The organism is Andreesenia angusta (assembly GCF_001855385.1).
GTDB lineage: Bacteria > Bacillota > Clostridia > Tissierellales > Gottschalkiaceae > Andreesenia > Andreesenia angusta.
Window position 1 is genome coordinate 136,062 of the sequence record NZ_MKIE01000002.1, and the last position, 20,528, is coordinate 156,589.

At 45.6% G+C, this 20,528-nt stretch carries 17 protein-coding genes; 16 read left to right on the forward strand and 1 reads right to left on the reverse strand.

The features are described from left to right. The first annotated feature begins 1 nt into the window (after position 1). The 13 genes from EUAN_RS02855 (at position 2) to pnp (ending at position 15,090) form a co-directional block, all read left to right on the forward strand. Complete coding sequence (locus EUAN_RS02855; protein ID WP_071061509.1) at positions 2-679, forward strand: MgtC/SapB family protein; 678 nt, start codon at positions 2-4, stop codon at positions 677-679. 8 nt (positions 680-687) lie between these two features. Beyond that, positions 688-5,010, forward strand: a complete 4,323-nt coding sequence (locus EUAN_RS02860; protein ID WP_071061511.1) for a PolC-type DNA polymerase III — start codon at positions 688-690, stop codon at positions 5,008-5,010. A 123-nt stretch (positions 5,011-5,133) separates the two neighbouring features. Then, positions 5,134-5,598 (forward strand): ribosome maturation factor RimP, encoded by a 465-nt coding sequence (rimP, locus tag EUAN_RS02865; protein WP_071061513.1) that lies wholly within the window; start codon positions 5,134-5,136, stop codon positions 5,596-5,598. 20 nt (positions 5,599-5,618) lie between these two features. Beyond that, a complete protein-coding gene (gene nusA, locus EUAN_RS02870; RefSeq protein WP_071061515.1) occupies positions 5,619-6,716 on the forward strand; it encodes a transcription termination factor NusA in 1,098 nt (365 codons plus the stop codon). 14 nt (positions 6,717-6,730) lie between these two features. Continuing rightward, positions 6,731-7,000 carry an RNase P modulator RnpM gene (gene rnpM / locus EUAN_RS02875; RefSeq protein WP_071061517.1) on the forward strand — a complete coding sequence of 90 codons (270 nt, stop codon included), beginning with the start codon at positions 6,731-6,733 and terminating at the stop codon, positions 6,998-7,000. Beyond that, positions 6,990-7,295 (forward strand): L7Ae/L30e/S12e/Gadd45 family ribosomal protein, encoded by a 306-nt coding sequence (locus EUAN_RS02880; RefSeq protein ID WP_169817322.1) that lies wholly within the window; start codon positions 6,990-6,992, stop codon positions 7,293-7,295. The genes rnpM and EUAN_RS02880 overlap by 11 nt, the downstream gene beginning before the upstream one ends. Before the next feature lie 30 nt (positions 7,296-7,325). Beyond that, a complete protein-coding gene (infB, locus tag EUAN_RS02885) occupies positions 7,326-9,389 on the forward strand; it encodes a translation initiation factor IF-2 (RefSeq protein ID WP_071061521.1) in 2,064 nt (687 codons plus the stop codon). Between the two features lie 16 nt (positions 9,390-9,405). Beyond that, positions 9,406-9,753, forward strand: coding sequence for a 30S ribosome-binding factor RbfA (gene rbfA / locus EUAN_RS02890; RefSeq protein WP_071061523.1), 348 nt, complete (start codon positions 9,406-9,408; stop codon positions 9,751-9,753). A 21-nt stretch (positions 9,754-9,774) separates the two neighbouring features. After that, entirely contained in the window at positions 9,775-10,728 is a 954-nt protein-coding gene (locus EUAN_RS02895; protein WP_169817323.1) for a DHH family phosphoesterase, read from the forward strand. Position 10,729: 1 nt separating this feature from the next. Then, the gene (gene truB / locus EUAN_RS02900; protein ID WP_071061527.1) at positions 10,730-11,626 is read left to right on the forward strand and encodes a tRNA pseudouridine(55) synthase TruB; all 897 of its coding nucleotides are present in this window, start codon (positions 10,730-10,732) and stop codon (positions 11,624-11,626) included. Between the two features lie 5 nt (positions 11,627-11,631). Continuing rightward, positions 11,632-12,540, forward strand: coding sequence for a bifunctional riboflavin kinase/FAD synthetase (locus EUAN_RS02905; protein WP_071061529.1), 909 nt, complete (start codon positions 11,632-11,634; stop codon positions 12,538-12,540). Positions 12,541-12,660: 120 nt separating this feature from the next. After that, on the forward strand, positions 12,661-12,930 hold the full coding sequence (rpsO, locus tag EUAN_RS02910; RefSeq protein ID WP_071061531.1) for a 30S ribosomal protein S15: 270 nt from the start codon (positions 12,661-12,663) through the stop codon (positions 12,928-12,930). Positions 12,931-12,990: 60 nt separating this feature from the next. Beyond that, a complete protein-coding gene (pnp, locus tag EUAN_RS02915; RefSeq protein ID WP_071061533.1) occupies positions 12,991-15,090 on the forward strand; it encodes a polyribonucleotide nucleotidyltransferase in 2,100 nt (699 codons plus the stop codon). Between the two features lie 60 nt (positions 15,091-15,150). Here pnp and EUAN_RS02920 read toward each other — a convergent pair whose 3' ends face one another. Beyond that, a complete protein-coding gene (locus tag EUAN_RS02920; RefSeq protein ID WP_071061535.1) occupies positions 15,151-16,290 on the reverse strand; it encodes a THUMP domain-containing class I SAM-dependent RNA methyltransferase in 1,140 nt (379 codons plus the stop codon). Positions 16,291-16,405: 115 nt separating this feature from the next. On the opposite strand from EUAN_RS02920, the gene EUAN_RS02925 reads away from it, so the two are divergent. The 3 genes from EUAN_RS02925 to pgsA are packed head-to-tail and all read left to right on the forward strand — an operon-like array spanning position 16,406 to position 20,513. Then, entirely contained in the window at positions 16,406-18,622 is a 2,217-nt protein-coding gene (locus EUAN_RS02925; protein WP_425388409.1) for a DNA translocase FtsK, read from the forward strand. Between the two features lie 27 nt (positions 18,623-18,649). Next, complete coding sequence (rimO, locus tag EUAN_RS02930) at positions 18,650-19,987, forward strand: 30S ribosomal protein S12 methylthiotransferase RimO (protein ID WP_071061537.1); 1,338 nt, start codon at positions 18,650-18,652, stop codon at positions 19,985-19,987. Continuing rightward, positions 19,974-20,513: a CDP-diacylglycerol--glycerol-3-phosphate 3-phosphatidyltransferase gene (pgsA, locus tag EUAN_RS02935; RefSeq protein WP_071061540.1), complete on the forward strand. Its 540-nt coding sequence runs from the start codon at positions 19,974-19,976 to the stop codon at positions 20,511-20,513. Before rimO ends, pgsA begins: the two co-directional genes overlap by 14 nt. Positions 20,514-20,528: the final 15 nt, after the last annotated feature.

The following is a 20,528-nucleotide window of genomic DNA, read 5'->3' on the forward strand; positions in this document are numbered from 1 at the left end:
TATGCTGAGCACAGAAAGCATAGTATTCAAGTTGATACTCTCTATAATACTTTCTGGGGCGATAGGCATAGAGAGAGAGTCCCTCAGAAGACCTGCGGGGCTCAGAACCCACATACTCGTATGTGTAGGGTCTACGCTTGTGATGCTCACATCGCTCTATCTCTTTGAGATATTCAAGGACACGGCCAACATGCAGCCAGACAGGTTAGGGGCCCAGGTCATAAGCGGGATAGGATTTTTGGGAGCTGGAACTATAATAAGGGACGGAAACAATGTAAAAGGACTCACTACAGCTGCTGGACTTTGGGCCGTAGCCTGCATAGGACTCGCCGTGGGGGCGGGTTTCTATGTAGGGGCCATTGCAAGTTCGCTGCTTGTGCTTTTCACCCTTATAGCCTTTGGCAGAATAGAGAAATACCTTGGGGATGACAAGTATATAGAGATAGAGATAGTTTCTAAAAACAGGGCCGGGCAGATAGGCATAATCTCCAACAAGATAGGGGCCATGGGGATCAAGATAGTGAAGATAGACTCATATGCTGGCGAAGATGAAGAGGAGCTTGTAGTCATAGAGATACTTATGAGCGTGAACAGGGATTTGAACAGGACGCTCAACAGAAAGCTCCTTGTAAAGGAACTTTCGAAGCTTCCTGGGATTGTAAGCGTAAAGGAAAGGTAGTGAATTAGATGGCTTCGTCGATTAGATATGTCAGAGATTTAAAAGAAACAGTAGGTCTTGACGGAATAAGCGAGGATATTCTGGAAGTTGAGATAGAAAGCGTCAATATACACAAAGAGAGCAAAACACTTAGGGTTAAACTAAACTCTGGAAAACTGGTTTTAGACGAGGACTTAGATCGCTTGACCTCTGCACTTAAGAGGAAGCTGTCTAAGTTCGATTTTTTGAGTGCAGAGATAAGCTATGACTTTCCGCTAGAAGATCACTTTGAAGGCTACATAAAAAACCTATGCAGCCTTATAAAGGCGGAGATTCCGTCTAGTTGCGGATGGATAGAGGGACTTGTGATATCGCTCTGTGGGAGTAAGATTACTCTTAAGACTCCTAACGAGCTGGCTATAGCCAGGATGAAATTGGCGGAGATATCGTGCAAGATAAAGGAGAAGGTGCAGTCGGAGTTTGGAATAGATGTTCTAGTCGAATTTGGCAAAGTAGATCAGGAAGAGAATCCGGAAGACTACAACAAGAGGAAAGAGGCGGAAGAGCAGAGCATCTTGGAGCGCATATCTAGAGGGATAGACGCTTCTCCAAAGTCTGAGAAGCAGTCGTCTGCGACAGGGGAAACTGGGAAAAAGTCAGGATTCACACAAGCTGACAACAGAAAGAAGAGCAGGGCGCTTGTAAAGAAGATAAGCGGAGAGAGGACAGCCATCTCGGATATAAATATACACTCTGGAGCTGTAATTACAGAGGGAGAGGTCTTCGACCTTGAAAAAAAAGAGATAAAGGGAAACAAGAAGATATATATATTCAACCTCACCGACTTCAAGAGTTCTGTAAACATGAAGATGTTTGTAAGCGAAAGTCAAGAAGAAGAGGTCGGCAGCGTGATATCTAACGGGAACTACATAAGAGTTCAGGGAGATGCCATGTACGACACTTTTTCAAGACAGCTTTCTGTGATGCTCAAGAGCGCAGAGAAGCTGGCGAGAGCTGTCAGAAAAGACGAGTCCACCGAGAAGAGGGTGGAGCTTCACTGCCACACCAAGATGAGCTCTATGGACGGAGTGGCCAGCGCTTCATCTCTTGTAAAGCGGGCTATAGAGTGGGGGCATAAGGCGATAGCCATAACAGACCACGGAGTCGTACAGGGCTTCCCGGAGGCCATGTACGAGAGCGGCGGAAAGGACATAAAGGTGATATACGGGCTGGAAGGATACCTTGTAGACGATGGAAAAGGCGTAGTGGAAAGCCCAGGGAATAGAAATCTAAATACAGACTATGTGGTGTTCGACATAGAGACAACTGGCTTCTCCCCTAGAAACGACAGCATAATAGAGATAGGGGCTGTCAAGATAGAGCAGGGGAACGTGGTGTCGGAGTTCAGCGAGCTGATAGATCCAAAGCGTTCGCTCCCAGACAAGATAGTGGAGCTTACAGGTATAACAGACCAGATGCTAGCTGGCAAGATGGAAATAGATCAGGTGCTTCCGAAGTTTCTGGAGTTCGCTGGAGACTCGGTGCTGGTGGCGCACAACGCCCAGTTTGACATGTCTTTTATAAGGACAAAGGCCAGGGAGCTGCTCGGTGCAGAGGTCAAAAACACTGTACTGGACACGCTTTCGCTTGCAAGGGCAGTATATCCAAGGCTCAAAAACCACAAGCTGAACACAGTGGCAAAGCATGTAGGAGCTTCGCTTGAAAACCACCACAGGGCTGTAGACGACTCAAGGGCTACAGCGCAGATACTTCTCAAGCTTCTGGAGCCTGCCACGGAGTCAGGAGTCGAAACGCTAGAAGGTCTGAACGAGTATTCGCTTAAGCACAGGGACCTGAGGAAAGAGCGGAGTAACCACATAATAATCTATGCAAAAGACTATACGGGGCTAAAGAACCTCTACAAGATAGTCTCATCATCCCATATGGACCACTTCTACAGAAAGCCCAGGATACCGAGGTCTACACTGTGCAAGTTCAGGGAAGGGCTGATACTCGGGACTGCCTGCGAGAGCGGTGAGCTCTACGGGGCGATACTCAAGAACAGGCCGGAAGAAGAGATAGAGAGGATAGTAGATTTCTACGACTTCCTGGAGATACAGCCCATAGGGAACAATATGTTCCTAGCTAGAAACGGAGACGTTTCCGGCGAAGAGGAGCTTATGGACATAAACAGAAAGATAGTGGAGCTTGGAGAGAAATCTGGAAAGCTTGTTGTGGCAACTGGGGACGTACACTTCCTGGAGCCTGAAGACGAGGTCTACAGGAGGATACTCATGGCGGGGCAAGGGTTCTCAGATGCGGACGACCAGGCTCCGCTCTACTTCAGGACGACCGAGGAGATGATGGCCGAGTTTGAATACCTTGGCCCCGAAAAGTGCAAAGAGGTTGTGGTGGAAAACACCAACAGGTTAGCCGACATGGTGGAGGACTTAAAGCCAATACCGGATGGCACTTATCCACCAGAGATAGAAGGAGCGGACGAGGAGCTCCGGGAGATGAACTACAAGAAGGCCATAGGCATATACGGAGATCCTCTGCCGGAGATCGTAAAAGACAGGCTGGACCGAGAGCTGAACTCCATAATAAGCAACGGCTACGCCGTGCTCTATATAATCTCGCAGAAGCTGGTTACAAAGTCGCTCAGGGACGGATACCTTGTAGGCTCTAGGGGGTCTGTAGGGTCCTCACTTGTGGCCACCATGAGCGACATAACAGAGGTAAACCCTCTTCCGCCGCACTATATATGCACAGAGTGCAAGTACAGCGAATTCGTCTTGGACGGGTCTGTAGGATCAGGAGTGGACTTAGAGGACAAGACCTGCCCAAAATGCGGTATAGAGCTAGTGAAAGAGGGACACGATATACCTTTCGAGGTGTTTCTAGGCTTCGAAGGAGACAAAGAGCCTGATATAGACCTGAACTTCGCAGGAGAGTATCAGCCTGTAGCCCACAAGTACACAGAGGAGCTTTTCGGAAGAGGCTATGTATTCAGGGCAGGTACAATAGGCACCGTGGCCGAGAAGACGGCCTACGGCTTTGTCAGAAAGTACTACGAATCCAAGGGCGAAGATGTGTCTGGAGCAGAGATAAGCAGGCTTGTGAAAGGGTGTACCGGAATAAAGAGGACTTCGGGACAGCACCCAGGGGGAGTAATGGTAGTGCCGTCCTACAAAGACGTGTTCGACTTCACGCCTATACAGTACCCGGCAGACGACGACAGCTCCGGAGTCGTGACTACGCATTTCGACTACAACGCCATAAGCGGAAGAATACTGAAGCTCGACATACTGGGGCACGACGTGCCGAGTATTATAAGGATGCTAGAGGACATAACAGGGGTAAAGCCCGAGAAGGCCCCTCTAGATGACCCAGAGACAAAAAAGCTGTTTCTGAGCACGGAGTCGCTGGGGGTGGAGCCCGAGGAGATAAAGTCAGAGGTTGGAACTCTTGGAATACCGGAGTTCGGAACCAAGTTCGTAAGACAGATGCTAGTTGATACAAGGCCCACCACCTTCTCGGAGCTAGTCAGGATAAGTGGACTTTCGCACGGGACAGACGTTTGGATAAACAATGCGCACGAGCTCGTAAAGGCTGGGATAGCGAAGCTGAACGAAGTCATATGTACAAGAGACGATATAATGAACTACCTTATATACAGCGGACTAGACAAGAAGAAGTCCTTTAAGATGATGGAGAAGGTCAGGAAGGGAAAAGGGCTTACAGACGAGGAAGAGGCATACATGAGGGAGAACAACGTGCCGGAGTGGTATATAGAGTCTTGCCAGAAGATAAAGTACATGTTCCCCAAGGCCCATGCGGTTGCCTACGTTATGATGTCTTTCAGGATAGCCTATTTCAAGGTGCATTACCCAGAGGCTTTCTATGCCACCTACTTTACTACCAAGGCGGCAGACTTCGACGCAGAGCTTATACTCAAGGGAAGAGAAGTGGTAGAGCAGAAGATATCGGAGCTTGAGAAGCTTGGGCTTGAAAAGTCTGCAAAGGAGAAGAACCTGCTCACAGTGCTTGAAGTTGCGCTTGAAATGTACGCAAGGGGATTCACATTCGAAAGGGTCAACTTGTACAAGTCGGATAGCGACAAGTTCACCCTTGGAGAAAAGGGAATACTTCCACCGCTTAAATCGCTAGAGGGTGTAGGCGAGAATGCGGCTAGGAGCATAGTGAAAGAGAGATCAGACGGAGACTTTATCTCAATAGAGGACATGGTGATTCGGGCGAAAGTCAGCAAGACGGTGGTGGAAGCGCTGAGGCTTCATGGCTGTCTAGACGGAATGCCTGAGACAAACCAGCTAAATCTTTTTACTATTTGATTTTTATAGGAAACTGTGATACACTTATACTGATAAAATACATCTGGAGTTTGAAAGGAGTGGGAAAAGTTATACCCACTCTTAATTTATTTTATACAGCAAATTTTATCGGGAGGTGTTTTTATGAAAAGAGCAGATATAGAAAAACTGGTCGAGTCGATGTCGAACGAGATAGCAGAAGACCTGGGATTCGAAATAGTGGATGTGGAGTATGTTAAAGAAGGAGCAGATATGTACCTCAAGGTCTACATAGACAAGCCAGGAGGGATAAACATAGACGACTGTCAGCTTTTCAGCCAAAAGCTAAATCCAATTCTAGACGAGAAGGACCCTATAAAAGAGTACTACTTCTTAGAGGTTTCATCTCCAGGGCTAAACAGGCCGCTTAAAAAAGACAAGGACTTTGAGAGAAGCATAGGAAGCCAGGTTGAAATAGGACTATACGCTCCGATAGACGGCTCGAAGAGCTACTCGGGAGTGCTTTTAGAGTACGATGGTGATATGATAGTTATAGAGGACGAAAGTTCAAACAGAGTTGAAATAGAGAGAAAAGCCATAGCCAAGATAAACTTGACTGTGGAGTTTTAATTCAAGGAGGAAAAACAATAATGAATGCCGAATTTATAGAGGCTCTTCAGGAAATTGAAAAAGACAAGGGCATATCTAAGGATATTATATTCGATGCGCTAGAGGCAGCGCTTATATCGGGATACAAGAAGAACTTCGGGTCTTCTCAAAACGTGGAGGTACTGATAGACAGAGTTACAGGCGAGGTAAGGGTGTTTGCCAAAAAGGAAGTGTCAGAAGAGGTATACGACGACCTTCTAGAGATAAGCCTTGAAGAGGCAAAGGAAATAGACCCTTCTTTTGAACTAGGAGATATCGTACAGATAGAGATAACACCTAGAAACTTTGGAAGAATAGCTGCCCAGACTTCGAAGCAGGTGGTTACTCAGAAGATAAAGGAAGCCGAGAGAGAGATAATATACGGTGAGTATATAGACAGGGAAAACGAAATACTGACTGGAATAGTTCAAAGGGCAGGCTCAGCGAGCACGCTTATAGACCTTGGAAAGCTGGAGGGTTCGCTTTCTGTGACAGAGCAGATACCAGGGGAAAGCTTCCAGCAGGGAGACAGAATCAAGGTGTTTGTGGTGGAAGTCAAGAAGACTTCAAAAGGGCCGCAGATACTTCTCTCAAGGACTCACCCAGGTCTTGTAAAGAGGCTTTTCGAGCTAGAGGTGCCTGAGATACAGGACGGAACTGTGGAGATATTCAGCATATCGAGAGAAGCAGGGTCTAGAACTAAGATAGCTGTCTACTCTAACGACCCGGAAGTAGATCCAGTAGGAGCTTGCGTAGGCTTCAAGGGCAACAGGGTAAGGGCAATAGTAGACGAGCTAAACGGAGAGAAGATAGATATAATAGTATGGGATAAAGATCCGGCTGTATTTATAGAGAACAGCTTAAGCCCATCTAAGGTGCTGAAGGTAAGTGTAAACGAGGACCAGAAATCTGCGCTAGTAGTGGTTCCGGACTACCAGCTTTCGCTGGCTATAGGTAAAGAGGGGCAGAACGCAAGACTGGCAGCCAAGCTTACAGGATGGAAAATAGACATAAAGAGTGAAACACAGTATATAGGCGAAGGCGGCAGTAAAGATGAGCTAAACTATTCTAAGTCCGATGAGATGGATTCGATTCTTTAGGGAAGGTGAAGTCTGTGAAAACAAAGAAGATACCACTTAGAAGATGTGTTGGGTGCAATGAAAGCAAGCCCAAGAAAGAGCTAGTAAGGATAGTTAAAAGCAAGGAAGGCGAAATAGCAGTAGACCTTACAGGAAAGGCAAACGGAAGAGGCGCTTATATATGCAGAGACTCAGAATGCTTGAAAAAGGCGATGAAAAGCAAGCGTGTAGAAAGAGCTCTAGAGACTCAGATTCCTGACGAAGTATACGACAGACTCTTAGAGGAGATTGAAAGTGAAAAGTAAATTTCTAGCCCTTTTAGGGCTTGGCAAAAGAGCGGGATATTTGACTACAGGAGAGACAGGATGCGAACTGAATCTTAAAAAGATGAAGTCGAGTCTTATAGTAGTCGCTGGCGACGCTTCTGAAAACACAAAAAAGAAGTTTGGGAATATGTGCAATAGCAGGGGAGTGGAAATGCTCATTGTCTCTACAAAGGAAGAGCTAGGACAGATTCTGGGAAAAGGCATAGTGGCGGTGATCTCTGTAAATGACGGTGAATTTGGAAAAGCCTTAGTTCAAAAGCTGAACGATAAATAGTCGCCTGAAAAATATGGAGGTGTTATTTTTATGAAAATTAGGGTATATGAATTAGCCAAGGACTTAGGTCTTACATCTAAGGACCTTATAGAAAAGCTTAAGGAACTTGATATAAAAGTGGGAAACCACATGAGCACGCTTGACGAAGAGACGGTGGAAATACTAAAAGAGCTCTTTACCGGAGCAGCAGAGGGAATCGAACAGGCTAAAGAGGCTCAAGTGGAAGAGAAATCAGAGCCTGAGAATCAAGTAGAAGACAAAAAAGAAATTAAAAGAAAAGAGGATACTATGGAGAAAACCGATAATATAGACCAAGAAGTTGAAAACAAAAGCGATCTACCAGTTATAAAGATTGGGGAGTCAGTACAGGTAAAAGAGCTGGCAGAAAAGCTAGGAGTACAGGTATCAGACGTAATAACTAAGCTTATAGGTCTTGGTGTTATGGCTACACTGAACCAGGAGATAGACTATGACACTGCCAGCATAATAGCAGCAGAGTACGAGTACGCTGTAGAGGGAGAAGTATCAGACATAGAGAATATGGAAGAGCTTCTAGAGCAGACTTACAACTATGTAGATGATGAAGCAGACCTAAAGTCTAGACCTCCTGTAGTAACTGTTATGGGACACGTAGACCACGGTAAGACTTCACTTCTGGATGCGATCAGAAACACAAACGTAACAAACAAGGAAGCAGGAGGGATAACTCAGCATATAGGAGCTTCAACTGTAAAAATAAACAACGAGAAGATAGTTTTCCTGGATACTCCAGGTCACGAGGCGTTTACTTCTATGAGAGCCAGGGGAGCGCAGATAACAGACGTAGCTATACTTGTAGTTGCAGCAGATGACGGGGTAATGCCTCAGACAGTGGAAGCTATAAACCACTCGAAGGCTGCAGGAGTGCCTATAATAGTTGCAGTAAACAAGATAGACAAGCCGGCTGCAAACCCAGACAAGGTTAAGCAGGAGCTTACAGAGTATGGACTTGTTCCAGAGGACTGGGGTGGAGACACTATATTCGTAAACGTATCTGCCAAGACTGGTGAAGGAATAGAGGACATATTGGAGATGATACTTCTAGTTGCTGAAGTGCAGGAGCTTAAGGCCAACCCGAACAGAAGAGCAGTCGGAACTATAATAGAGGCGAAGCTGGACAAGGGAAGAGGAGCTGTAGCTACAGTGCTTGTGCAGAAAGGAACGCTTTCAGTAGGAGATGCCATCATCACAGGTAAGACTTACGGTCGTGTAAGAGCCATGATAGACGACAAGGGCAAGAAGATAAAGAAGGCAGGCCCTTCTACTCCTGTAGAGATAATAGGTCTTTCTGAAGTGCCAGAGTCTGGAGACAGAATGTACATGGTGGAAGACGACAAGAAGGCCAGATATCTTGGAGAGAAGATGAAAGGCAAGCACAGAGACGCCAAGATGAAAGAAGGACAGAAAGTATCTCTAGACAACCTTTTCGACACTATCCAGGACGGACAGGTAAAAGAGCTTAACATAATCGTGAAGGCTGACGTTAGGGGAACTATAGAGGCCATAAAGCAGTCGCTTCTTAAGCTGAGCAATGAAGAAGTAAGGGTAAACCCTATACACGGTGGAGTAGGAGCTATAACTGAAAGTGATATAATGCTGGCTTCTGCATCGAACGCCATAGTAATAGGCTTCAACGTAAGACCTACAAACAACGCCATGGAGATTGCAAGCAGCGAGGAAGTGGACGTTAGAACTTACAGGGTAATATACAACGCCATAGAGGACATAAAGGCCGCTATAGATGGTATGCTAGAGCCTGAGTATAAAGAGGTCTTCCAGGGAAGAGCCGAAGTAAGAGAGATATTCAAGATACCTGGTGGAGTGGCAGCTGGAATCTATGTTCAGACTGGAAAGATCACTAGGGCTTCTCAGATCAGAATACTGAGAGATAATATAGTTATATACGAAGGCGAGCTGTCTTCACTTAGAAGATTTAAAGACGATGTAAAAGAGCTTGCAGTCAACTACGAAGGTGGACTTGCGATAGAAGGATTTAAGGATATGAAAGAAGGCGACGTAGTAGAGGCCTTCATTATGGAAGAAATAAAAAGATAGGAATAGAGGTGCTACTATGAGCAGCAGAAGGCTTAGCAGAATGGGAGAAGAAATCAAAAAGCTTGTAAGCAATTTGATAATGAACGAGGTTAAAGATCCCAGAGTATCTCCTATGACTAGCGTTATACAGGTCGAGGTGACAAGGGATCTAAGGTACGCCAAGATATATATAAGCGTTATGGGTACTGAAAAAGAGAAGCAGGATACTCTAGCAGGCCTTAACTCTTCAAAAGGGTTTATCCGAAAGGAAATAGGGCAGAAGATAAATATGAGGTATACTCCAGAGCCTATATTTGAGCTAGACAGTTCCATAGACCATGGAATCAGAATCTCAGAGATGCTGAGAGATATAAATAAAGAGTAGGGTGATTGAATGGACTCTATTATGAGAGAAAAAATTGAAGAGTTAAAAGCCCTTGTTGAAAAGAGCGAAGTCATATATATAAGCTCTCATGTAAGGCCGGACGGAGACAGCATAGGGTCTCTGCTCGGGCTGGGCAAGGGGCTTCTAAAGCAGTATCCTGAAAAAAAGATAATGCTCAGGCTAAAAGACGAAGTTCCAAGTTACTTGGGCTTTCTAGATGTATCTCTTGTAAAGCAGACTGACGTTTACGAGGAGAAAGGAATCCTTCTGGCGCTGGACTGCGGAGACAAGAGCAGAATTGGAATAGACGGGCTTGAGAATATAGAGACGCTGGTGAACATAGACCACCATATGACAAACCCGAATTTCGGCGACTTGAACATAGTGCTGAGCGACGCTTCTTCAACTTCGGAGATAGTGTACGACATACTTCACGGGCTTGGAGTTGAAATAGACCCTGAGATTGCAGAGCCCATATACACAGGGATAAGCATGGACAGCGGAAGTTTTAAATACCAGAGCACGGGAGCCAGGACCCATGAGATAGCGGCGGAGCTTATAAGAACTGGGTTTGACAAAGAAAAGGTAGTCAGAAAGCTCTATCAGAGCAACACGCTCAGCGAGATGCTGCTTATAAAAGAGAGCATGGAGAGGATAGAGTTTTTAAGAGACAACAGCATAGCCATGCTCCTTATAACAGAGGAGATACTCGAAAATTCAGGCATGGACATAAAAGAAGTGGACTCGATAGTGGAGATAATACGCGACATCGACACAGTGGAGCTTGTATTCGTCTTGAAGCCATTTGAGGACAAGACCAAGGTCAGCATAAGATCCAAGGAGAAGTACGATTCTTCAGAGATTGCTCAGAATTTCGGCGGCGGCGGACATATGCGGGCTGCAGGGTGCAAGATAGACGGGGATATGCAGCAGGCCAGAAAGCTTATCCTAGAAGCTATTGGCGAGGGTGTTTAACATGGCTGACGGGATACTTAACATACTTAAACCGCCAGGCATGACTTCTCACGATGTGGTGAGCTTTGTGAGAAGGACATTCGGGATGAAGAAAGTCGGCCACACAGGCACGCTTGACCCTGGGGCCGCAGGAGTGCTCCCTGTATGCCTTGGAAAAGCCACCAGAGTTGCAGAGTACTTCAACGACCCGGAGGTGACCAAGAGCTACAGAGGAGAGCTTTCGCTAGGAGCCAGGACAGACACTCAGGACAGCTATGGAGAAGTGGTAGAGGAAAGAGAGTTTTCTAACTTCACAGAAGAGGATTTGAGAAGAGTAGTCCAGGACTTTACTGGAAAGATAGAGCAAATCCCCCCTATGTACTCAGCCAAAAAGCAAGACGGCAAGAAACTCTACCAGCTGGCAAGAGCTGGCATAGAGGTAGAGCGAAAGAGCAGAGAGATAGAGATATACTCGCTTGAACTGGTTAAGAACAAGGATAATAGAGAGATACTCTTCGACGTGGAGTGTTCAAGTGGAACGTACGTTCGAACTCTTTGTGAAGACATGGCATGCGAGCTAGGGAACCTGGGACATATGTCATTTCTGCTTAGAACTAGAGTGGGCGCGTACAGCATCGAAGACGCCTATACGCTAGAGGAGATAGAGAACACTGTGTCGAGAGGAGAAGCTTCTAGCATACTGCTCTCTTTGGAGACAGCCCTTTCACACTATAGCGTGCTAGAACTCGACGGAGCATACTTTGAAAAGATCCTAAACGGTGTGAAGATAAGAGTAGAGGGCGAATACGAGCCTTCGAAAAGATACAAAGTGTACTGCAAGGGAGCTTTTATCGGAGTTGGTCATGTGGAAAGAGAGACTGGAAATCTAAAAATGGAAAAGGTACTTTTTCAAAGGTGAAGCCTATGAGAATAATAGAAGATGGAAAAAGAACAGAGCGCAGCACTGCAGTGGCTCTTGGCAACTTTGACGGCATACATCTGGGCCATATAGAGCTTTTGAAAGCTTGCAGGAATGCGGCTGAGTCAAGAGGGCTTGAATTTGCCATACTCACTTTCGACAAGAAGCTTACAGAGCTAAAGCAAGGTGGCAACTTGTCGTGCCTTACAAGCAGAACACAGAAGGAAGCGGTGTTCAAGGAGCTTGGAGTAGAACTGCTCTACATAGTGGAGTTTGACGAAAAGCTGAAGAGTATGGAGCCGGAGCTTTTTATGGAGAAGATACTGAGAGAAAAGCTGAACGCTTCAGAGGTCTTTGTGGGATTCAACTTCAGGTTTGGCAGAAACGCCAGCGGAGACTCCGCGCTTCTGCTTGAAAAAGGAGAACGCTATGGATTCAAGACCAATATAGTGGCGCCGGTTCAGAAGAGCGGGGAGGTAATAAGCAGCTCCGCCATAAGGGAGTATATAAGGTCTGGAGATATAGAAAAGGCCAATAGTCTCCTCGGAAGGCCGTACGAGATAAGGGGAAAGGTAGTTAGAGGGAAGGGCAGAGGAAAGGTGATGGGCTTTGCCACCGCCAATCTGAAGCCTGAAATAGAGTACCTGCCGCCTAAGTACGGCGTCTACAAGACAGAGACAAAGTGGCGAGGAAAGAGCTACAGCAGCCTTACAAACGTAGGCAGAAACCCGACGTTTGGAGATATCTCCTTCAGCATAGAGACGCATATACTGGGCTTTGAAGAGGATATATATGAGGAAGTCATAGAGGTCAGCTTTGTGAAGTTCATAAGAGAAGAGGTCAAATTCTCTACAGTTGAAAATCTCATAAGCCAGGTGAAGTCCGATATAGCAGAGGTGGAAAGGCAAGATTGACAGTTTACAAAGCGCTGTCTCTGTGATAAACTTTAAAGGTAAGAGTCCTTATTCTAAGTACGATGTGTCCTCAGCTTCATACTTGGATTGAGGTGTAAAAAATACAGAGGAGGAAATATAATGAACTTAAGTAAAGAAGAAAAAATGCAAATCATCAGTGAGTACAAGACTAAAGAGGGAGATACTGGATCGCCAGAGGTACAGATAGCTATACTTACTCACAGAATAAACAAGCTAAATGATCACCTTAAAGAGCATAAGAAAGATCATCACTCAAGAAGAGGTCTACTTAAGATGGTTGGACAGAGAAGAAATCTTCAAAGATATCTACAGAACAAAGACTTAGTTAGATATCGTGCATTGATAGAAAAACTAGGCTTAAGACGTTAATTGGAGCGGGGGAATCCCGCTCTATTAATTTATACGAAGTTATAATGAAGGAGGAACAATATGGAAAAGAATTTCAAATACAGCTTGGCCGGAAGAGAACTTTCTGTAAACATAGGTAAACTAGCGGAGCAAGCCAATGGAGCTTGCCTTCTTAGATATGGGGATACTTCGGTTCTAGTTACTGCCGTAGCGTCGAAAGAGCCAAAGGAAGGGATAGACTTCTTTCCACTAAGTGTCGACTATGAAGAGAAGCTTTACTCGGTAGGAAAGATACCAGGAGGATTCATAAAGAGAGAGGGAAGACCTAGCGAAAAGGCTATACTTACATCTAGACTTATAGACAGACCTATAAGACCTCTATTCCCTAAAGACTACAGAAACGACGTTCAGATAATAGCTACAGCGCTTTCTGTAGATCAAGACTGCACTCCTGATATAGTAGCTATGATCGGATCTTCTATAGCGCTGTCTATATCAGACATACCTTTCAAGGGACCTACAGCTGCAGTTGCAGTTGGGCTTGTAGACGGAGAGCTTGTGGTAAACCCTGACTCTAAGCAGAGAGAGAAGACGGACCTAAACCTTGTAGTTGCAGGAACTGCAGAGGCGGTTATGATGGTTGAGGCAGGAGCGAACGAGCTTCCAGAGGAGCTTATGCTAGAGGCGATACTAAAGGCTCATGACGAGATAAAGAGCATATGCGGCTTTATAGACGAAATAGTTTCAGAAGTAGGGCTTGAAAAATCAGAGTACACTTCAAAGGCTCCGAACGAGGAAATGGCTGCAGAAGTGCTAGAGTACTCTAGAGAAAAGCTTGTAGAAGCTGTTCAGACTGTGGACAAGCAGGAGAGAGAAGCCAACATAGCTAAAGTCAAAGAAGAAGCTGTGCTTCACTTTGAAGAGAAATACCCTGACAGCATAAAGGACATAAAGGAAGTGCTTCAAGGAGTGGTGAAGTCTGAAGTCAGAAGACTTATACTTGAAGAAGGTGTAAGACCTGACGGAAGAGAGCTAGACGAAATAAGGAAGATAACTTCAGAAGTTGGACTTCTGCCTAGGACTCATGGATCGGGACTGTTCACTAGAGGACAGACTCAGGTGCTGACTGTGGCGACTCTTGGAGCTGCAAGCGACGTTCAGATAATAGATGGACTTGGAGACGACGAGTCGAAGAGATATATGCACCACTACAACTTCCCACCTTATTCTGTTGGAGAGGCTAGATTCCTAAGAGGACCTGGAAGAAGAGAGATCGGACACGGAGCCCTTGCTGAGAGAGCACTTGAGCCTGTGATACCTTCTGAAGAGGAGTTCCCTTACACTATAAGACTTGTATCAGAAGTTCTAAGCTCTAATGGATCTTCATCTCAGGCCAGCGTATGTGGATCTACACTAGCCCTTCTAGATGCAGGAGTGCCTATAAAGTCTCCAGTAGCTGGAGTTGCAATGGGACTTATGAAAGAAGGCGACAGAGTAGCCATACTTACAGATATACAGGGAATGGAAGACTTCCTTGGAGATATGGACTTCAAAGTTGCAGGGACGCCTGACGGTATAACTGCAATACAGATGGACATAAAGATAGCTGGAATAGACAGAGCCATACTTGAAGAGGCGCTTGCAAAAGCCAAGAAGGGAAGATTCTTCATACTCGACAAGATGAACGAGACTATCTCAAGCCCTAGACCGGAGCTTTCAGACTACGCACCTAGAATATTCAAGATGCAGGTAAACCCTGACAAGATAAGGGATATAATCGGGCCTGGAGGAAAAGTAATAAACAAGATAATAGACGCTACAGGAGCGAAGATAGATATAGATGACAGCGGAAGCGTGACTATAGCTGCAGACAACGGCGAAGCCGGAGAGCAAGTTATGCAGATGATAGCCGACATAGTCAAAGAAATAGAAGTTGGAGAGATATACCTTGGAAAAGTGACTAGAATAGTTTCATTCGGAGCTTTTGTAGACATATTCAACGGAAGAGAAGGATTGCTTCATATCTCCAACATAGCTAAAGAGAGAATCAACAAAGTTGAAGACGTGCTGGCTATAGGAGACGAAGTGCTTGTAAAAGTAATAGAGATAGACAAGCAGGGCAGAATAAATATCTCTAGAAAAGTGCTTTTAGAGGACGAAAAAGAAAAAAGCGATAAATAGCAAAAAAAGAAAAAAGGAAAATTCATCTCTGAATTTCCTTTTATTTTTTTATCTAATTATCTAAGAATTTGAAGGCGGTTTTTTACCGTAGTACTGGTAGTAGTCTACTTTTATAGTTCCGTTGTAGAGCTTTCGCTTCTTGTCGGCTTTTTTGCCGTAGTACTTTTCGAAGTGCTCGAAAGAAGTTATTACATACTTAGACCAATCGTCTAAATCCTTGAAGATGGCTCCCATATGCGTGTATAGACGCTTTATTTCACTGCTGTAGCTAAGCCTCTCTCCGTAAGGAGGGTTGCATATAAGCACGCCGTACGGCTCCTTTACACTTATGTTGTAGAAGTTCTGCACACTGAACTCTATGCAGTCGTCTACTCCGGCCTCTATGGCGTTTTCCTTGGCAATTCTGATAGACTCGGGGTCTATATCGTAGGCCTCTATCTTGATTTCAGAAGTCTGGTCGATGGCTTTGAGAGCCCTGACTCTCTCCTCTTTCCATATTTCCTTGCCTATGATGTCCCAGCCCTCTGAGGCGAAATGCCTGTTGAGTCCAGGGGCTATATTCCGCCCTATCATGGCAGCCTCTATAGGGATGGTTCCGGAGCCGCAGAAAGGGTCTAGCAGGAATCTGTCCTTGTCCCAGTAGCTTAAGATGACCATGGCAGCGGCTAGAGTCTCTTTTATAGGAGCCTCTGATGCCTTGGCTCTGTAGCCTCTCTTGTGAAGTCCAGCGCCAGAGGTATCTATTGTAAGAGTGGCTATATCTTTAAGAAGCGAGACCTGTATCTTGTAGTCGGCCCCCGTCTCTTTAAACCACTCTACATTGTATTTTTCTGCAAGCTTGTTTACGACGGCTTTCTTGACTATGGCCTGACAGTCCGAGATGCTGAATAGCTTCGACTTTACAGATTTGCCGTCCACAGTGAACTTTCCGTCTTCAGGAATCCAGTCGCCCCAAGGTAGAGCTTTTGTCTGCTCGAAGAGCTCTTCGAAAGAGAGCGCCTTAAACTCTCCCATCTTCAGAAGTACTCTGTCGGCAGTTCTGAGGTGAAGATTTGCTATGGCTATTCCCCTTATGTCGCTTTCAAAGGTGACTTTTCCATTTTCGACTGAAACTATATCGAAGCCTAGGTCTAGTATCTCTGACTTCAGTACACTCTCAAGCCCGAAGGCCGAAGTTGCTATTAGTTCTATTTTTTTCATACGTTCACTCCTCTATTATTTGCACAAGTCTCGCTAATTATAACAAATAAACGGTATATTCATCTAGAGTAATTTAGATAATAGTTATATAATATTCAGTATAAAGGTAAATGAGGTGAAACACTTGGTTCAAAGAAAAAAGACAAGAAAGAGCAACGCACCAAAGAGAGGGGGTGCAAAAGACAAGACAAGACAAGAGATATACATAGGAGCTGGGATACTTTTCATAGTCATAATGATAATAAGCCTCCATACAGATTCAGCCGGGATAATAGGGGAGATGTTAAAAGCGGCAACGCTTTCGCTTTTCGGGATAGGGGGTTATGTGTTTCCATACTTCCTGATAACGATAGCGCTTTTCTATTTTCTGAAAAAAGACGAGTTCAAGAAGAACTGCATAGCGCTTTCGGTTATCTACGTGTCAGTGCTTGGAATAATGGATATAATGCTTTTTCAGTACAGAGGCGATATGAGAGGACTTGTAGAGGTAGTTAAATCCGCTTCAGAGATAGGTAGGACCGGATTTGGAGGAGGAGTGGCGGGAGCTGTAGTGTCTTTCATAGGCAGAAAGCTTCTAGGCCCAACAGGCACAGTCTTCTTGCAGCTGTTTATGATAGCTGGAGCAGTGCTTGTAGTGAGCAATAGGAACTTAAGCAGCGTCATAAGGAGCTTCTTTCTCTTTGTAAGAGGTGTATATGCAAGGTCTAGACATGTTATAAAAGATTTAAGTGAAAGCCCGAAGTCGCCTTCAAGTAAAGCCGGAGCGACTGCGAAGGTGAAGAGGCCAGCACCTGAGATCACAGAAAGAGAGCTCAGGATACTAGACCACAACAAGGCTGAGAAGATGGAAAGAAGCGAAGCTTCAAAGGTCGAAGAATCAAGGCCTGAGCCTGAAAAAGAAAAGCTTGAAATAGATACAGTTGCAGGCGGAGAGAGAGCACCGTACAAGTATCCCCACTTAGGCTTCTTGAGCGAGAAAGAGGAGCAAAAAAACGACGAGAAGTCGGTTGTGAGAGAGAATGCAGAAAAGCTGGTGGAGACGCTTTCCAACTTCGGAATAGAGGCCAGAGTAGACCAGGTCAGCATAGGGCCATCCATAACGAAGTACGAGCTTCAGATAGCAGCAGGGGTGAAAGTCAGCAGGATACTCAGCCTTTCAAACGACTTGGCCTTGAGCCTTGCATCTTCAGACATAAGGATAGAGGCCCCTATACCGGGTAAGTCAGCCATAGGGATAGAAGTTCCAAACAAGTACAAGACCGGGGTGAAGCTTAGGGAAATACTCTCCTCTAAGGAGTTTCTGGATTCAGACAGCGCCGTGCCTATAGCGCTTGGAAAGAGCGTAGAAGGTGAGTCTATAGTTGCGAGCATAGAGAAGATGCCCCACCTGCTAATAGCAGGAGCCACAGGTTCGGGCAAAAGCGTTTGCATAAACACCATAATAACGAGTATACTATATAAATCAAGTCCCGAAGAGGTGAGGCTCATACTTGTCGACCCTAAGGTCGTAGAGCTCAGCATATACAACGGGATACCGCATCTGCTTATACCTGTTGTGACAGACGCCAAGAAGGCATCTGGAGCCCTAAACTGGGCAGTTCAGGAGATGAACAGGAGGTACGAGCTTTTCGCAGAGAACAGTGTCAGGGATATCACAGGGTACAACAAGAAGCTGACTGATAAAAAGCTGCCCAAGATAGTTATGATAATAGACGAGCTAGCAGACCTTATGATGGTCTCTTCTTCAGATGTGGAAGACCTCATATGCAGGATAGCCCAGATGGCGAGGGCGGCTGGAATACACCTTATACTCGCTACACAGAGGCCGTCTGTAGATGTAATAACAGGGACTATAAAGGCCAATATACCATCCAGGATTTCGTTTGCAGTGTCTTCACAGACTGATTCCAGGACTATACTGGACATGGGCGGAGCAGAGAAGCTGCTGGGAAGAGGAGACATGCTCTACTACCCTGTAGGGGCTTCAAAGCCGCTCAGGGTGCAAGGAGCCTTTATAGACGACGAAGAGGTGGAACGCATAGTCGGATTTGTAAAGTCCAGCTCGGAACTCGAGTACGAGGAAAAGCTGATGGAAGAGGTGGACAGAGAGATAGATATGAGCGGAGACTGCGACGAACTGCTCCCGAAGGCCATAGAGATAGTGGTTGCGGACGGGCAGGCTTCTATATCCCTCTTGCAGAGAAGGCTCAAGATAGGATATGCAAGGGCTGCCAGGATAGTGGACCAGATGGAGGAACGTGGTATAATAGGTGGATACGAGGGAAGCAAGCCTAGAAAAGTGCTTGTAGAGCCGGAAGAACTAGAGGACTAATTAAATAAAGCTGAAAGGAAGAAGAATATGACGTATAAAATTTCAATGGTTTCACTTGGATGTTCCAAGAACCTCATAGATTCAGAACAGATGATAGGAGTGCTTAAAGGCAAAGACTACGAAGTCACGGAAGATCACAGCGAGGCGGACATAATAGTTGTGAACACATGCGGATTTATAGACAAGGCCAAAGAGGAGTCTATAGACACTATACTAGAGGCGGCAGAGCAGAAAGTGCATGGAAAATGCAAATGCCTTATAGTGGCGGGTTGCTTAAGTGAGAGGTATAGGGAAGAGCTTTTGGACGAGATTCCGGAGGTGGATGGAGTATTAGGCACTGGCAATATAGTTGAGATAGCTGAGATAGTGGAGAAGTCGCTTGCAGGAGAGAGGGTCTCCAAGTTCGGTGACGTGGATGCAGACTACTTTGAAGACTCTAAGAGGGTCATAAGCACGCCGTCACACTCTGCATATATCAAGATATCGGAAGGCTGCGACAATCTCTGCACCTACTGTATAATTCCGAAGTTAAGGGGAAAGTACAGAAGCAGAAAAATAGAGTCAATACTCGATGAGGCGAGAGAGCTTGCAGAGTCTGGCACAAAAGAGCTGATACTCATAGCCCAGGACACAAGCAAGTATGGGATGGACCTCTACGGCGAGTACAGGCTTCCAGAGCTCTTGGACGAGCTTCAGAAGCTAGAGGGGATAGAGTGGATAAGGATACTCTATATATACCCAGAGACTTTCACAGATGAGCTTGTAGACGCCATAGCCAGAAACAGCAAAGTTGCAAAGTATGTGGACATACCTATACAGCATATAAACGACAGAGTGCTGAAGTTGATGAACAGAAAGACAGACAAGAGTTCAATAACCGCTCTTGTGGAGAAGCTCCGCAGCAAAGTCGAGGGCATAGTCATAAGGACTACGCTTATAGTGGGATTCCCAGGAGAGGGAGAGGACGAGTTTAGAGAGCTGAAAGACTACGTAGAGGAGATGAAGTTCGACAGACTGGGCGTATTCGCCTACTCTCAGGAAGAGGATACCCCAGCAGCCAAGATGAAAGACCAGGTAGACGAAGAAGTCAAAGAGCAGAGGCAGCTTGAAGTCATGAAAGTACAGAAGGACATATCCGAGGAAAAGAGCAGGTCCAATATAGGAAGGAAATTCAGAGTACTTGTAGAAGAGAAGGTAGAGGACGGAGTATACCTGGGCAGGACTTATATGGACAGTCCTGAAATAGACGGGCTTTTATACGTGCATTCAGATAGAGAACTTGAAATAGGAGAATTCCAAACAGTCATAGTAAAAGACGCGCTAGAATACGATTTGATAGGAGATGTTGCAGATGAACTTAGCTAACAAACTGACACTGCTCAGGATATTCCTGGTGCCTGTGTTCATGTTCTTTCTCTTGGTGCAAATGCCATATGGAGAGTACTTGTCGGTTGCGATATTTATACTGGCTGCTTTAACAGACAGTTTAGACGGGTATATAGCTAGAAACAGAAACCAGGTAACCAAGTTCGGGAAGTTTATGGACCCTCTAGCGGACAAGCTTCTGGTCACTGCGGCCCTTATCTCGCTTGTGGAGATGGGGAAGCTTTCAGCTTGGGTCACGTTTCTTATAGTCGCTAGAGAGTTTGCCATAACTGGACTAAGGGTGCTTGCGGCGTCCGAGAACATAACTATAGCGGCCAGCTGGTGGGGGAAGGTCAAGACCATAACCCAGATGATAGCCATAGTTGTACTGCTGCTCGACAACTTCCCGTTTAGCTACTTGGGGTTCCCGTTTGACAGCATAATGGTGGGAGCAGCAGTTGTATTTACTATAATTTCAGGCGCTGACTATCTTTATAAAAACAGATCTGTATTTATGAACATGTAGATACTTTGGGGGGAA